Annotated in this window: 13 protein-coding genes; 3 read left to right on the forward strand and 10 right to left on the reverse strand. The window is 64.7% G+C overall.

The window, feature by feature from the left end; translation table 11 throughout:
- Position 1: 1 nt before the first annotated feature.
- From AC1ROK_RS07415 to AC1ROK_RS07445, 7 genes are all read right to left on the reverse strand, one after another.
- Positions 2-721, reverse strand: coding sequence for a PIG-L deacetylase family protein (locus AC1ROK_RS07415; protein ID WP_492845362.1), 720 nt, complete (start codon positions 719-721; stop codon positions 2-4).
- Positions 718-1,644, reverse strand: a complete 927-nt coding sequence (locus AC1ROK_RS07420) for an ABC transporter permease (RefSeq protein ID WP_492845364.1) — start codon at positions 1,642-1,644, stop codon at positions 718-720. The genes AC1ROK_RS07415 and AC1ROK_RS07420 overlap by 4 nt, the downstream gene beginning before the upstream one ends.
- A 67-nt stretch (positions 1,645-1,711) precedes the next feature.
- Positions 1,712-3,277 carry an ABC transporter substrate-binding protein gene (locus AC1ROK_RS07425; RefSeq protein WP_492845366.1) on the reverse strand — a complete coding sequence of 522 codons (1,566 nt, stop codon included), beginning with the start codon at positions 3,275-3,277 and terminating at the stop codon, positions 1,712-1,714.
- Between the two features lie 380 nt (positions 3,278-3,657).
- Positions 3,658-4,827 (reverse strand): mandelate racemase/muconate lactonizing enzyme family protein, encoded by a 1,170-nt coding sequence (locus AC1ROK_RS07430; protein ID WP_492845368.1) that lies wholly within the window; start codon positions 4,825-4,827, stop codon positions 3,658-3,660.
- A gap of 63 nt (positions 4,828-4,890) precedes the next feature.
- Positions 4,891-5,913 carry an ABC transporter ATP-binding protein gene (locus AC1ROK_RS07435; RefSeq protein WP_492845370.1) on the reverse strand — a complete coding sequence of 341 codons (1,023 nt, stop codon included), beginning with the start codon at positions 5,911-5,913 and terminating at the stop codon, positions 4,891-4,893.
- Positions 5,910-6,920 carry an ABC transporter ATP-binding protein gene (locus tag AC1ROK_RS07440; RefSeq protein WP_492845372.1) on the reverse strand — a complete coding sequence of 337 codons (1,011 nt, stop codon included), beginning with the start codon at positions 6,918-6,920 and terminating at the stop codon, positions 5,910-5,912. The genes AC1ROK_RS07435 and AC1ROK_RS07440 overlap by 4 nt, the downstream gene beginning before the upstream one ends.
- Positions 6,921-7,009: 89 nt before the next feature.
- On the reverse strand, positions 7,010-7,747 hold the full coding sequence (locus AC1ROK_RS07445; protein ID WP_492845374.1) for a GntR family transcriptional regulator: 738 nt from the start codon (positions 7,745-7,747) through the stop codon (positions 7,010-7,012).
- Between the two features lie 211 nt (positions 7,748-7,958).
- Here AC1ROK_RS07445 and AC1ROK_RS07450 point away from each other — a divergent pair, with 211 nt between their 5' ends.
- The 3 genes from AC1ROK_RS07450 to AC1ROK_RS07460 all read left to right on the forward strand — a co-directional run bounded on the left by AC1ROK_RS07450 (position 7,959) and on the right by AC1ROK_RS07460 (position 11,411).
- Positions 7,959-9,485, forward strand: a complete 1,527-nt coding sequence (locus AC1ROK_RS07450; protein WP_492845376.1) for an ABC transporter substrate-binding protein — start codon at positions 7,959-7,961, stop codon at positions 9,483-9,485.
- A gap of 74 nt (positions 9,486-9,559) precedes the next feature.
- Positions 9,560-10,507, forward strand: a complete 948-nt coding sequence (locus AC1ROK_RS07455) for an ABC transporter permease (RefSeq protein ID WP_492845378.1) — start codon at positions 9,560-9,562, stop codon at positions 10,505-10,507.
- Positions 10,497-11,411, forward strand: coding sequence for an ABC transporter permease (locus AC1ROK_RS07460; RefSeq protein ID WP_492845380.1), 915 nt, complete (start codon positions 10,497-10,499; stop codon positions 11,409-11,411). Before AC1ROK_RS07455 ends, AC1ROK_RS07460 begins: the two co-directional genes overlap by 11 nt.
- Before the next feature lie 83 nt (positions 11,412-11,494).
- Here the strand turns inward: AC1ROK_RS07460 and AC1ROK_RS07465 are convergent, their stop codons facing one another.
- Genes AC1ROK_RS07465 through AC1ROK_RS07475 form a run of 3 tightly spaced genes read right to left on the reverse strand, consistent with a single transcriptional unit; the run spans position 11,495 to position 15,109 of the window.
- Positions 11,495-12,010: a winged helix DNA-binding protein gene (locus AC1ROK_RS07465; protein ID WP_492845382.1), complete on the reverse strand. Its 516-nt coding sequence runs from the start codon at positions 12,008-12,010 to the stop codon at positions 11,495-11,497.
- 43 nt (positions 12,011-12,053) lie between these two features.
- Positions 12,054-14,057 (reverse strand): CocE/NonD family hydrolase, encoded by a 2,004-nt coding sequence (locus AC1ROK_RS07470; RefSeq protein WP_492845384.1) that lies wholly within the window; start codon positions 14,055-14,057, stop codon positions 12,054-12,056.
- A gap of 2 nt (positions 14,058-14,059) precedes the next feature.
- Positions 14,060-15,109 carry a threonine aldolase family protein gene (locus AC1ROK_RS07475; protein ID WP_492845386.1) on the reverse strand — a complete coding sequence of 350 codons (1,050 nt, stop codon included), beginning with the start codon at positions 15,107-15,109 and terminating at the stop codon, positions 14,060-14,062.
- Positions 15,110-15,111 lie beyond the last annotated feature (2 nt).

The following is a 15,111-nucleotide window of genomic DNA, read 5'->3' on the forward strand; positions in this document are numbered from 1 at the left end:
CTCAACGGCCGAAGCCCGGGAGCAGGCCGAAATTGCCGGTGCGCGGGTAGGTCTTGACCTCGCGGAAGCCTTCGGCAAAGGCGACGTTCATCTGCTGGCCCCGGCTGATGGCGTTCTTGTCCATCAGGTCGGTGATCGACACCTCCTCGCCATAGACGGCGCGGATCCAGGCGTCCTGGCTGGCGTGGCAGCGCAGCATGTCCTGCTTGGTCTTGATCACTGCGCTGATGTCGACATAGGCCTCCGGCTCGAAGCCGAGCCCGGTCGGGTTGTCCATGTAGAACATGTGCGGGATTTTCTTGGTGTAGGGCAGGCTCGTCTCGACCAGCCGCACCGACGCGGGAATGCGCGCATCTTCGGCGACCTGGCCGGAAATGCGGTGATCGGGGTGGTAGTCGGTCGGGCCGTGGATGAACATCACATCGGGGTCCGCCTGCCGGATGGCATCGATGAACCGGGTGCGGGTCGGCCGATCGTTGAACAGCCATTCGTCGTCGAAATCCATCCAGATGAGTTCGGCGCCGATCAGCGCGCAGGAGTTGATCTGTTCCTGCTTGCGGATGGCGCCGATCTCTTCGCGACTGTGGGTGGGCGAGCCGACATTGCCGTTCGTCGCTACCGCCATGAAGACCTTGTGACCCGCCTGCGCATAGAGCGCGAGCGTTCCGGCACACTGGACTTCGATGTCGTCGGGATGGGCTCCGATGGCGAGAATATTCATGACCGTTCCATGCGAATGCGCGGATCGATGCGCTCATAGACGAGGTCGATCAGCAGGTTGACCACGACGAACGTACTCGCCGTGACGATGGTGATGCCCTGGATCAGGGGGTAGTCGCGGGCATTGAGCGCCACCAGCGCCAGCTCGCCGATGCCCGGAAAAGCGAAGACGACCTCGGCGACGATGACGCCACCGAGCAGGTAGCCGATATCGACGCCGATCACGGTGAGCAGCGGCAGGCTGGCATTCTTGAGCGCATAGACGAAGGTGATGCGGCTTTGGCGGAGACCGAAGGCGCGCGCGGTGCGGATGTACTCTTCCTTGAGCGAGGCCTCCATCGACGAGCGCAGCACACGCAGTTGCGTCGGCAGGATGGAGAGCGCCACCGCGATGGACGGCAGCACCAGGCTCGAGGGACCGTTGAACCCGCCCGAGGGCAGCCAGCGCAGGCCGACTGCAAAAACGAGGACGAGCACGGCGCCGGACCAGAAGACGGGGGCGGACTGGCCGAGGGCGGCGAGGGCCGAGGAGATCCAGGCCCAGATCGAGCGCGGCTTCATGGCGGCCAGGCTGCCCAGGCCCACGGCGACGACGAGCGAGAGCACGAGCGAGACGGCCGCCAGCAGCAAGGTACGCGGCAGGGCGTCGAGGATCAGTTGCATCACCGGCGCCTGGAACCGGAAAGACTGGCCGAAATCGCCGCGGATCGCGCCCCAGAGGAATGCGCCGAGCTGTTCGAGCAGCGGCCGGTCGATACCGAAGTCGCGGCGATATTGTTCGATGACATCAGGACGGGCGAATACTGGCGCGCGGATGCGGGCGGGATCGCCGGCGGACAGGCGGAGCACGATGAAGACCGCGACGGCAATGAACACCACGATGATGATCGATTGCAGCAGTCGTCTCAGGACATAGGAGCTCACGCGGTTCTATCCCATCAAATGGAAAGGTGGGGCCGGAGCATGGCTCCGGCCCCTCGTCGCCGGGAGGCTACGATGCGACGGAAACCTGAGGGAGCAGGTTTTCGCCAACGAGCGGAGCGCGGACATAGTCGACGACGCGTTTGTTGACGATGAAGTACCAGACCTCGTCCGAGAGCCACATGGTGACCTGGTTGTCCCAGAGATACTGCGCTGCAGCGGTGACGGCAGCGGCGCGCGTGTCCGGCCCGGCAGCACGCTGTACGGCGTGCAGTTCGTCAAACTTGGGGTCGCTGTAGTGAAAGACGGCCTGGGCCGTGCCACCAGTGTAAAAGCCCAGCAGGAAGTCCGGGTCGTTGTTGAACACGCCCAGCGTGTTCAGGTTGATGTCGTACGTATTGTACGACGACCGGAACGCACCCACTTCGAGGCGCTCGACCTCCACCGTGATGCCGATGGCCTGCAGCGAAGCAGCAATCACCTGGTCGATTTCGATCTGGTTGGGCACCAGCGTCGAGGTCGACATGCGCAGCGTCACGCCATCGGGATGGGTGGATTCGGCGAGCAGCGCCTTGGCCTTTTCGAGATCGTATTCGAACTTGGGCTCGAGCGGGGTGTAGAAGGTCGAGCTGGTCGGGAGCGAGGAAAAGCCGACCGGGTTGGTGCCCTTCATGATCGACTTGGCGATGCCTTCGCGATCGATAGCATGAGCGATCGCCTGGCGCAGCTTCAGGTCTCCGAGCGGGCCGTTATGCTGGTAGATCACAACGACCTGTGCCGGGGGCGTCTGGCCGTTGACATAGAAATCGGCATTTCCTTCGACGCGGGCGAGATCCTCGGAGGACACACGGGTGAGAATATCCACCTGGCCGGCCAGCAAGGCGTTGATGCGGGCCTGCGCGTCTTCGATGTAGCGGAACGTGACCGACTGGATCTTCGGGGCGCCTGCCCAGTAGTCCGCGTTGGCCTCGAGCACGACATCGTTGCCGCTATAGGAAACGAACTTGTACGGGCCCGAGCCCAGCGCGCCGTTCTTGAAATTGTCCGGGTTGTCGATGTTGGCCTTGGGCAGGATCTTGACGAAAGCCAGCATGTTGAGCACGACGCCAAAGGCCGTCGGGGACAGCACTTCGAGCGTGGTCGGGGACGTGATGTTGGCAACGATGCCGGGCGTCGCAACCATGGACTGGGCCAGCTGACCGGCACCAAGGCGGTCAATCGACGCCTTTACGTCTTCAGCCGTGAGCGGGGTGCCGTCATGGAACTTCACGTCGTCACGGATCGTGAGATTGACCTGCTTGTCGCCCACCAGCTCCCATGCCGTCGCGACGGACGGCTGCATCTTGCCCTCGACGTCGAAGGCGATCAGCGTGTCGTGCACCAGCGAGGCGACCTGCTCATCGACGAGGCCGAAACCGGCGGCCGGGTCCCAGTAGTTGGAGGTTGGCGGCTCGGCATTGCCGTAGACGACTGCGCCGGAGGGTGCACCCTCCTGGGCGAAGGCGCGCATCGGCATGATGCTGCCGAGCGCCGCAATGGCAGTGGCGGAAAGGCCCGCCGCTGCGGCGGATTTGAGGATCGAGCGGCGACTTAGCTTCGGCACCATGCCGTCTTCATCGCGCAAAAAGTCGGTCATTGCATTCTCCCTGCTTGCTTAACGTCACCGCAAGACAGAGGGAAGGCTGACATACGGTATACCGTGTGTCAACACGCTCCAGCATTCGATGGATGGCAGGCCCTGCGGATCAGGCCACGCTGTCGTCTGCGACGCAGTTGCAGACGATCTCGTCCGCGGACTCGTCCGCGGTGAGTCAGAGCACTTTCAGGAAAAAGCCTGTCCCCGCGACGGCAGGGATTGCAGACTTTTCCGGTTCGAAAGCGCAACAAAATCAAAGGCGTTCGGCGTTTCATTCAAACGGTGAAACGCTCAAGAGCTGCCTTGCCTTGAAGCGCGGAGGGCCTTCAGGAGCTTGCGCCCCAGGCAGCCCTCCGCTCCGGTGACCAGTACGCGCCGGCCTAGAATAGCTCGCTGGCCTTGGGCGAATACCGGGCAACCCTGTCGCGATCGAGGGTCACGCCGAGCCCGGGCCTGTCCGGGATCGCCAGCATGCCGTCGGCATCGAGTTCGAACGGTTTCGCCATGATGTTGTCCACATAGGCGCTGCCGGCGATGTACTCGACCAGATCGACGTTCGGCAGTGCCGATGCCAGTTGCAGGTCTGCCGCGATGCCGAGCGCCGTGTTCCAGCCATGGCCGACATAACGGACGCCGAGATCCTGCGCCATCCAGGCAATGCGACGCTGCTCGCTCAGGCCGCCCACCTTGGTGACGTCCGGCTGCACGATGTCGAAGGCGCCCTGCACCAGGAACGGGATGAAGGACTGACGGCGGGTGAGCACCTCACCTCCCGAAATCGGGACACGGGTTTCACGGCGCAGCGTGATGAAATCCTCGAGGGCATCCGGTTTCACTGCCTCCTCGAACCAGTCGACGTCGTGGTCGGCCAGCATGTCGGCAGTGCGAAGCGCCCATTTCAGGCCGTTCGGCCAGTAAGCGTCGCTGGCGCCGGCATCGACCATGAGCCGGCCGCCCGGCGGCAGGGCGTCCTTGGCCGCGCGCACGATGGCTTCGTCGAGGCGGTAGTCGTCGCGGCGGCCGAACGGGCCCCAGCCGATCTTGAACGCCTTGAACCCCTGCTCCCGCCAGCGGACGATCTCGTCGCCCATCTGCGCCGGCTCTTCCATCAGCAGCGAACAATAGGGCATGACGCGCTCCTGGTGGCGTCCCCCCATCAGTCGGCCGACCGACAGTCCGGTGACCTTGCCAAGAATGTCCCAGAGCGCGATGTCGATGCCGCTCACGGCATGGGTCAGCGTACCGCCGCGCCCCATCCAGAAGGTGTTCTGGTGCATCTTTTCGGAAACGCGTTCGGGCTCGAGCGCGTTCTCGCCGCGATAGTAGGGCTCGAGAACTTCGAGTGCGGCCTCGACCAGGCGTCCGTCGGTGAACACGCTGCCGTACCCGGTGATGCCGGCATCGGTATGCACGGCGATCAGCGCGTGGATGGAGTCCTCGGCCTTGATCTCGACGGACCATCCGCCTTTGGGGCTCTCGCCGAACAGCGGCGCCGCAACGATGCGGGTAATGCGGACGGGCCCGATATTTTCCCGTGGGGCCAAAGGCATGGAAAGCTCCTCGATTGGTGACGCGCCGAATTATCGTATACAATCATACGACACAAGAGACCGTCAGGCGCTGGCGGGCGCGCCGACGGGAATGGCGTTGAAGGGGGCTGCAAAGTGGCAGGCGGCCGTGTGGCCAGGGCCGAGCTGAGTGGCGGGCGGCGCAGTGGTGCTGCAGATGGACTGGGCAATCGGGCAACGGGTGTGGAAGCGGCAGCCGCTCGGCGGATTGGCGGCACTCGGCACGTCGCCCGGAATGGTAAAGAAGGACCGCCGTCCCTTTGCTGCAGAGGGTACGGAATTTAGTAGCGCCTGTGTGTAAGGGTGGCTGGGCGACTCGAAGATGGCGGCCCGCGGCCCCATCTCGACGATCTGGCCCAGGTACATCACCGCGACCCGCTCGGAGATATGCCGCACGACGCCGAGGTCGTGCGAGATGAACAGGTAGGTCAGTCCAAGCTCGTGCTTCAGATCCTGCAGCAGGTTGAGCACCTGCGCCTGAACCGACACGTCGAGCGCCGACACCGCCTCGTCGCAGACGATGAAGTCGGGCTCGAGGGAAATCGCACGGGCGATACAGAGGCGCTGCCGCTGCCCGCCGGAGAATTCGTGCGGAAAGCGGCTGGCATGCGCCGGCGTCAGTCCCACCAGGTCCAGCAGCTTGCGCAGCCGGCTCTCGCGGCTGACACTGTCGCCGATATTGTGGATGACCATCGGCTCGACGATCAGCTCACCCGCCGTCATGCGCGGGTTCAGGGCGCCAAACGGATCCTGGAAGATGATCTGCATGTCCTGGCGCAGCCGCCGCATCTCCTGCGGCGATTTCGCCAGCACGTCTTCGCCTCGAAAGCTCACCGACCCGCCGGTGGGCTCGATCAGTCGCAGCACCAGCCGACCGGTTGTCGTCTTGCCGCACCCGCTTTCGCCGACAAGACCCAGCGTCTCGCCGCGCGCGATACTGAAGCTGACATTGTCGACGGCATGAAGGTATCGCTTCTCGGCAAACGGCTTGCGGCTGCCCAGCACGAATCTGCGGCTCAGTCCGTCAACCTTGAGCAGCGGCTGTGCGCTGGGGCTGGTATCGGTCATCGCGCTGCCCCCGCCACGAACTGGTAGCCGTTATCGCGGATGCAGGCGGCGCCGTGCCCTCCCCCGAACTCGACCAGCGGCGGCACCGCGGCCGCGCAGGGCGGTCTGGCATAGGTGCAGCGCGGTTCGAACGGACACCCCGGGGGGCGCGCCGCCGCCATCGGCACGGTGCCCTCGATTGCCTTCAGGCGCTCCTCGTCGTGATCGATCGGCGGGATCGAGGCAAGCAACGCCTCCGTGTAGGGATGGCGAGGAGTCTCGAACACATCGGCGGCCGACCCATGCTCCATCACGTGCCCCAGATACATGATCTGCACCCGGTTGGTGAAAGCCGAGATCACGCGCAGGTCGTGGCTGATCAAGATGATGCCCATCCGGTACTCGTCCTGCAGGCCGAGCATCAGGTCGAGAATCTGCGCCTGGATGGTCACATCCAGCGCCGTGGTCGGCTCGTCGGCGATGAGCAGCCTGGGCCTGCAGATCAACGCCATGGCAATCATCACGCGTTGGCGCATGCCGCCTGAAAGACGGTGCGGATACTCCTCGATCCGGTGCTCGGGCGAAGGGATACCCACGCGCCGCAATGCCTCGATGGCGCGGTCGCGCGCCTCCCTCCGGCCGATGCCGGTGTGGCGCCGCACCGTTTCCATCAGTTGGTCGCCAATGGTCAGAACCGGGTTCAGCGCCGTCATCGGCTCCTGAAAGATCATGCCCATCGCCGAGCCGCGCAGCTCTTCGAGCCGCGCCTCGCCGGCGCGGAGCATGTCTTCGCCGAGCAGGGTGAACCGGTCGGCCTTGAGCTGCCCGCCCGGCGGCAACAGGCGCATCAGCGCCAGTGCCGTCATCGATTTGCCGCTGCCCGACTCGCCGACGATGCCGAGCGTCTCGCCCGGCTGCAGGGAAAAGCTGATGTCGCGCACGATCGTCGTGCGGGCGAAACTGACGCTGAGGTTCTCGACCTCGAGCAGCGGAACTTCGGCGGGCACCGCGGAGGCACTAGTTGTCATGAAGTCGCGATGCCCCCAGCCACGTACGGTCTGTCGCGATGATCGTATACAGATATACGATTTGCAAGCGGATCATTGCCTGCCGGGGATCAGCCGGTCTTCCGCCGGCCCTCCAGCTTCCGCAATTGCTCGACCAAGTGCTCGTAGTCGACGGCTCGTGAGTAATCGAGAATATGGACCTGCATCAGTTCGTCGAAGGCCGCCTGATCGCCGGAGCGCAGGGTCTCCAGCACCACGTCGTGTTCCTCGACGATGCTCAGCACGCCCTTCTTCATCGTCGACAGGCCGAAGATGATGGTCAGCTGCCGCGACAACTGCTCGAAGGTGTGCAGCAGAACTTCGTTGCCGGACAGCGCGCAGAGCACCTGATGGAACTCGGTGTCGAGCCGCGCCACCCGGTAACCGTCGTCTTCCCGTGCGGCCTTGTGCATTTCGGCCAGCACGTTTTCGAGTGGTCCGAGAACGTCCGGCGTCGTCTTCAGTCGAGCCATGACCTCGGCGCCAGCCAGCTTTTCCAGCACCAGGCGCACCTTGAGGATCTTCTCCAGCCGGTCGATGTCGACGCTCATCAGGCGCATGCCGCGATAGCGCTCGGACACCACGACACCCTGGCTCTCCAGCAGCCGCAACGCCTCGCGCACCGGAATGCGGCTGACGTTCAGCGATCGCGCCAGCTCGGCCTCGACGATGCGGTCACCCGGCAGGAAGATGCCCTTCGCGGCCGCCTCCACGATGGCGTCGACCACCTGATTGACCAGGCTCTTGGCGACCAGCGGGGTCAGACCCGCGAGGCGGCCACTTGTAGCTGAAGATGCGGTTGCAGGCATTTTGGGCTCGATGGATTGACAGCGCTCTAGTCATGAGATGGTATACTGTATCGCAATATACGATCATCGCCCGCTGGTCATACGCTACCAAGCGCCCGACCCGCAAGTCCCCGAGGGGAGGACTGAGCCATGATCCGACGGTATCAAACGGGGAGACTTGATGACTATGTTCAGACCTAGAAGGCTAACTTCCGTCTTGCGCACGCTGACGATGACCAGCGTGATCGCTTTGGCTGCGATCCTGCCTGCCGGCTCGGCCGTTGCCCAGGTTTCCGGCGGCGAAGTCGTCGTCGCGCAGGGCTCCAATCCGCCCAGCCTCGATGCCATGACGACGTCCTCCGGCGCGTCGCGAAACATCAACATGAACGTCTATGAGACGCTCTATGGCTTCGACGAAAACGTCGTCCCTATCCCGATGCTGGCTGAAGGCGTCGAGATTTCCGAGGATGGCCTGACCTATGTGTTCAAGCTCCGCACGGGAGTAAAGTTTCACAACGGAGACGAAATGACGTCCGCCGACGTCAAGGCGTCCCTCGATCGCTACCTCAGGGTCGGCGCCACCCCCAATCTCGAGCCAGTGGAAAAGGTCGAGGCGACGGGCGATCATGAAGTCACCCTGACCATGAAGCGCGTGACGCCCACCTTCCTCGAGTCGTTTTCGAACCCGCGCTCGCCGGCCGTGATCATTCCCGAAGAGGATGCAAATGCCGAGCCCGGCAAGACCAGCCTCGTCGGCACCGGCCCGTACAAGATCACCGAGTACGTGCCCGACAGCCACGTGACCCTCGAGAAGTTCGCCGACTACAGCCAGGACACCCGCTATGACGGGCCGGACGGTTTCGGCGGCAAGAAGACGGCTTACTTCGACAAGGTCACCTTCCGCATCATGCCCGAGCCCGGCGCCCAGGTCGCGGCGCTCGAGGCCGGCGAGGTCGATATCCTCGACCAGATTCCGGTGCCGGCGGCCCGCCGCCTCGCCAACGACTCCAGCATCAAGCTCTACGAAAACCTGCAATGGGCCTTCGGCACGCTGATCCTCAATGCCAACGAGGCGCCGACCAACAACGTCAAGTTCCGCGAGGCCGTGCAGGTGGCGCTGAACATGGAGGCGATCGTCGGCATCGCTTCTGAGGGTCTGTTCAAGGCCAACGGCAACTGGGCCTATCCGGGCACGCCCTATGATGTTGGCGATGTCGGCGCTGCCGACTACTACAACAAGCACGATGTCGAGCGGGCCAAGGCGCTCCTCGCCGAGGCCGGCTACAACAACGAGCCGTTCACGATCATCACCGACAACACCATTCCGTTCCATGGTCGCGCCGCTGTCGTGATCGCCGAGCAGCTCACGGCGGTCGGCATCAACACGGTGATCAACCAGGTCGACTTCCCCACCGTGCTGAACCTGCGCATGCAGGACACCGGCTGGAACGCCTGGACGCTGACCATGGGCATCGAGCCGTATCTCGGCCCTGTGGCCATCACATCGACTCTCACCGGTACCCGCCCGCACTTCGTCGCCAAGGACGATCAGCTCGAAGCGCTGTACCAGGAGCTGATCACCGGTGCGACGCAGGAAGACCGCAAGGCGGTTTTCGAGAAGATCCAGAAGCGCCTCTACGAGTATTTCGGCATCATCAAGCTGGGCGACACCGGCCAGATGCAGGCCTCGCGCGCCAACATTGAAGGCTTCAAGACTTTCCGCTTCCCGCGCGTCTACGACATCTGGCGCGCCGAGTAACAGCGGCCAAAAGTCCTCCCCGGCGGGGCCCTCAGGCTCCGCCGGACCCGTGTCTGCCCGAGGGTGAAAAAGCCATGCTTCTGTTTCTTGCCCGCAGGCTGTTGAGTGCCATTCCGGTGCTCTTCGTCGTCTCCTTGATGACCTTCGTCATTATGTGGCTGGTGCCCGGCGACGTCTCCGCTGAGATCGGTGGCACCGACGCCACCCCCGAACAGATCCAGCAGATCCGCGAGCAGCTCGGCATCGACCGCCCCCTGATCGAGCGCGCCATCAACTGGTATGGCGACCTGTTGCATGGCGATCTCGGCTATTCCTACCTGCTCAACCGTTCCGTGGTTGATGCCGTGCTCGAGCGCATTCCCGTCACACTGTCGCTCGCCGGCCTGTCGCTGCTGCTCACCACCATCATGGGCACCCTGCTCGGCGTCCTCGCCGCCGTCCGCCACAACAGCTGGCTCGATCAGGGATCGATGGTGGCCGCCCTGATCGGGCTGTCCATTCCCGACTTCTGGTTCGGGCTCGTACTCATCATCCTGTTCGGCGTCACCTTGGGCTGGCTGCCCACTGGCGGCTTCGTGCCATTCACCGAGGATTTCTGGGGCTGGGTCCGCTACATGACGCTCCCCGCCCTCACCCTGGCCTTCACCCAGATGGGCGTCATAGCCCGCATGTCGCGTTCCGCCATGCTCGATGTGCTGGATCAGGACTTCATCCGCACCGCACGTGCCAAGGGCATGAGCGGCGGCGTGGTGGTGTTCAAGCACGCGCTCCGCAACGCGCTCGTCCCCATCGTCACCGTCGTCGGCGTCACCGCCGGCGTGCTCCTCTCAGGCGCGGTGGTGATCGAGTCGGTCTTCTCCCTGCCGGGCGTCGGACGACTGATCGTCGGATCGATCCAGCGCCGCGACTTTCCTGTGATCCAGGGAGGGTTGCTGGTAACCGCATCGATTTTCGTCTTCGTCAACATCGTCGTCGACATGCTCTACGGCCTGATCGACCCAAGGGTGCGCGATGAGCGCTGAAACCATCGAAACACTCGACGACGCCGGCGGATCGCTCCGCAGCGAGATGCGCCGCGCGCGGCGCCGTCGCACGCTGACATTCGTGCGCGAACTTGCGATCCACCCATCTTTCCTGATCGGCGCGACGATCCTTTTCGTCCTTACGGCCATTGCCCTGCTGGCGCCCTGGGTCGCCCCATATGACCCGAACAAGAGCAACTACAGCGACATCCTGATGGGGCCATCGGAGCGATTCTGGTTCGGCACCGACGGTTTCGGTCGCGACATCCTGAGCCGGGTCATCTACGGCCTGCGAGTCTCACTGACGATCGGTCTCATCGTGGCGCTGCTCACCGGCATCCTCGGGACCGTCCTTGGGACGCTCGCAAGCTATGTGCGCTGGCTGGACGGTCTGCTCATGCGCGTGCTCGACGGGCTGATGGCCTTCCCGGGCGTGCTGCTGGCGATCGCGCTCGCCTCGGCCCTGGGGCCGTCGGAGATGACCGTGATCATCGCCCTCACCGTCACCTACACGCCACGCACCGCCCGTGTCGTGCGCGCCGCGGTGCTCGTTGCGCAAGGCATGCAATATGTCGAGGCGGCGCGGGCCGTGGGCGCCGGGCATGGGCGCATCATCTTCCGCTACATCCTCGCCAATGCCTTGTCACCGCTGATCGTACAGCTCACCTTCGTCTTCGCCGTCTCGATCATCGCGGAAGCCATCATGAGCTTCCTCGGCGTCGGCCCGCCGCCCCCAGCCCCATCGCTCGGCAACATAATCGCGGATGGCCGCACCTATATCCAGGAAGCTTGGTGGGTGGCCGTGTTTCCTGGCATCGTGATCGCGGTGGCCGTTCTGGGCCTCAACCTGATGGGTGACGGGCTGCGCGACATCATCGATCCGCGCCACCGCAGCGAGCGCTGAACGGGCGCCGGCCAGACCATTTCATCTCGCGTGGACGGGAAAGCCACCTGCGTCGTCTCACGTGAGGCTGACAGTGAAGCGACCTAGCGGCGCTTGCTGATCGTCGCCGTCCGGCTGGCGTGGTCGTAGTACCGCGCCATCCGGTTGAGGGTTTTTGCCGTGTCGTCGAGCTGGCCGAAATTGACCTCGTCGGCCTTGAGGCTTTCGACCAGCGACTTCTCGCGCACTTCGAGGTAACGCACGCAGAAGGCATCGCCGTCGGGAGAGCTCTGATAGATGCGGTCGCGGCCGTCCACGCGGTGCGTTGCGTAGCCGTAATCCTCGAGCTTCTTGAGCGAGTAGGCCACGGTGTGGCTGTCCTCGACGTTGAGCACGAGGCAGATATCGGCCAGCCGCTTGTTGCGCGCCCTCAGGTTGATCGCATGCAGCACCAGCACGTCGAGCGGCCCCATGCCCCGCCCTCCTGCCGCCTCGGCGCAGTGCGAGACCCAGCTCCAGAAGCCGTTGATCGAGACGATCATCGAATATTCGAGTTCGCTGAGGCGAGTGGACTCGGGGCTGAGTCCGGTGGTGTCGTAGATGGTACTCATGGCGCGCATGGTCGGGCACCGCCTCACCAGCGAGGCCGTGCGGGAGACCGGACTATAGCGCGGCAGGCGAGCCTGTCACCTCCGCAGGCATTATCGGCAGTACGACGTGCGAGGGATGACTCGCGCCGAAGTGGACGCTGTTCCGCGCCCGCACGGTATGGGTGTGGCGACCGAGCGGCTCGCCCGTATTCGGGTTCACGTCGAACTGCGGGAAGTTGGAGGAAGCGATGTCGAGACGGATGCGATGTCCCCTTGCAAAGACGTTCGAGGTTGGCGGCAACACTATGGTGATGGGATAGACCGTGCCCGGCTCCATCAGCCTTTCGGCATCGAAGCCGTCGCGGAACCGGGCGCGCAGGATCGAGTCGACGATGTTCATATGATAGCCCTCCGGCACCTCCGGGCTGGACGGATAGACGTCGATCAGCCGGGCGGTGAAATCGGTGTCGAGCGCGCTGGAGCTGACCCATAGCTTCACCCTGATCTGCCCGGTCACCTCCACCGCTCCCGCCAGCGGTTCGGTTTCGAACACCACCACATCGGCGCGTTCCGACAGCATCGGATAAGGCTCGGCCGAGCCAAAGATGTCGGGCCGTTCGCGCTGATGCATCGGGCCGTCATAGGTGAAAGTGGTCATCCGGCCGCGCGTCGACAGATAGTCGGGCGAGATGCCCTTGGGCAGCGGCACGAATTCGAGAAACGGCGCAACGCTCGCCCCCAGCGTCGGCACCGGATGTTCTGGATCGTGCGTCCAGGTGGCGGCGCTGGCGCTGTCCGGCGGTGCTTCGGTCGAGAGCCGGTTGCCCGGATGGAGGTAGAACGGGGTAGGCGCAGCGCGTGACAGCGGCCACTCTGCCTCGCTTCGCCAGCGACCTCCATGGGCGAGATAGCCCCTGGCGGCGATGCCGGTGCCGAACACACCTGCCCCGCTCGCCGTGGGGGCGCTGATCGTACCGTCCCCGCCGCCCATCGTGAACAGGCGCACGGGCGGGTCGTCCTCGACCCCGGTCTCGATGTCCCTGAGCCAGCGGTCGAACCAGCGCAGCCGTTCGCTGTTGTAGCGGACGTATCCCCAGGCGGCGCTGGCGCCGAAATCCACCTCACCCACCACGCTGCCACCGCCGCGCATCGCGGTGTGGTTCCATGGGCCCACGATCAGCTTCATCGGAGCCGTCTTCCGCCGCGCGAGTTCGGCGAACTGCTGCGTTGCCTCTTCGGTGAAGAGATCGTACCAGCCCGTCGAGAGCACACAGGGGATGTCCGCGAACTGATCCCAGCGCGACTTGTTGTCGAGCACTTCCATCGCCCAGAAATCGTTGAACGTGCCGTCCTGGTAATAGTGGAACAGTATCCGCTCGAGGTTCGGCACCGCGGCCAGCGCCGTCTGCCCCGGCTTGAAGGGCATGCTGAGCAACTGGTCGCGCACATGTCGTCCGCCCCACTCGATGCGCGCCAGCGCAGCCGGGTCATTGCGGATTTCCGGCGCGTCATGGGCGTGGACGAACAGGGCGGGAAACATCTGCATCGCCATGGCGCCGCCGCGCCTGCATTGCCAGTCCATGCCGCTTGTCGGCGCCGAGTCGATCCACGCCGCCTTCAGCCCAGGCGGACGCTTCAGCGCCGCGGCATTGGTGCACACGGCGCTGTGCGACGTTCCGACCATGCCCACTCGGCCGTTGCTCCAGGGCTGCGCCGCCAGCCACTCCACGGTGTCATAGCCATCATCGCCTTCGGCAGGGTTGGCCACGTGGTGGTAGTTGCCGACGTCCTCGGATTCCCCGCGCCCACGCAGATCCTGGATCGCAACGGCATACCCATGCGCGGCGAAGAAATGCCCCACCGGCTCCACCTGCATCACTGCGTTCGACTTGTCGTAGGAGGTGCGCGTGAGGATGACGGGAAACGGCCCCGGTGCTGGATCGCCGTTCTCGAGCCCCGGCCGGTAAATGTCCGTAGCCAATCGTTTTCCGTCGCGCATCGGGATCATCACGTTGCGCGACACCACAACCCGGCGTGCGGCCTGCAGGTCCTCTGGCATCGGCCCCCATTTCGACATTCTCAATCCTCCAGCTTTCTGCCCATCGCCCTCGCCGCCATCGCAAACGCATCGGCGATGGCAGTCACCCTGGCCTCATCGATCCCGCGATGGATGCAAAGCCGCACTCGGCCCGGTCCGAACCCAATGGCGCGCACGCCGGCCGCTTCCAGCGCACCGACGAACGCTTCGCCCCCGTCACCGGTCTGCACGATAACGATATTGCTGCCCCCTTCGTGCGGACCGGCATCGAAGCCAAGCCGGCACAACTCCGCCACCAGCAAGCGCGCATTGTCGTGGTCACGCTGCAGCTGCGGCATCATCGTTTGGAGCGCCACCAGCCCCGCCGCAGCGATGGGGCCCGCCGGCCTTATCCCGCCGCCAAGCCGCTGCCGCAACGTCACTGCCTGCGCGATCAGCGCGCGCGATCCCACCAGCAGCGCACCGTTTGGGGCGCACAACCCCTTGTTGAGGCTAAGCGAAACGCTGTTCGCCGCCGCGGCCATCGCCGCGGGCGAAAGGCCGAGCGCCACGGCCGCATTGAAGAAGCGGGCGCCATCGACATGAAGTGCCGCCCCGGCGCGGCGGGCCAACTCGCCAACCTCCTCGATATGGGACAGCGGCAACGCCCGCCCACCCGCGCGATTGTGGGTTGTCTCGAGCATCACCAGCCGCGCGCTCGAGCGTTGCGGATGGGGAGAGCCGCCGAGGGCCACGGCCAGCGCGTCGAGCGGCAACTGACCATTGTCGCCATCCAGCCCTCGGGTCATCGTGCCCGCCAAGGCCGCTACGCCCCCCGCCTCCGAGGTCAAGCAATGGCTCTGCGCGTCGCCGACCACGATGTCGCCGGGCGCCGTCTGCGCCATCACTGCCACGAGGTTGGCCATGGTGCAGGTGGGAAACAGCAGCGCGTCTTCCTTGCCGAGCAGTTGCGCCGCATAGGCTTCCAGCTCACGCTGATGGCGGTTCTCGCGCAGCTCGAAGCCGTCGGGCTCGGCGGCCGCCCTGGCCATCGCGTCCAGCATGGCCTCGGTCGGAGGCCCCAGAAAGTCGCTGCGCAGGTCGTAGGTCACCA

It is taken from the genome of Devosia sp. GW821-FHT12F11 (assembly GCF_058806655.1).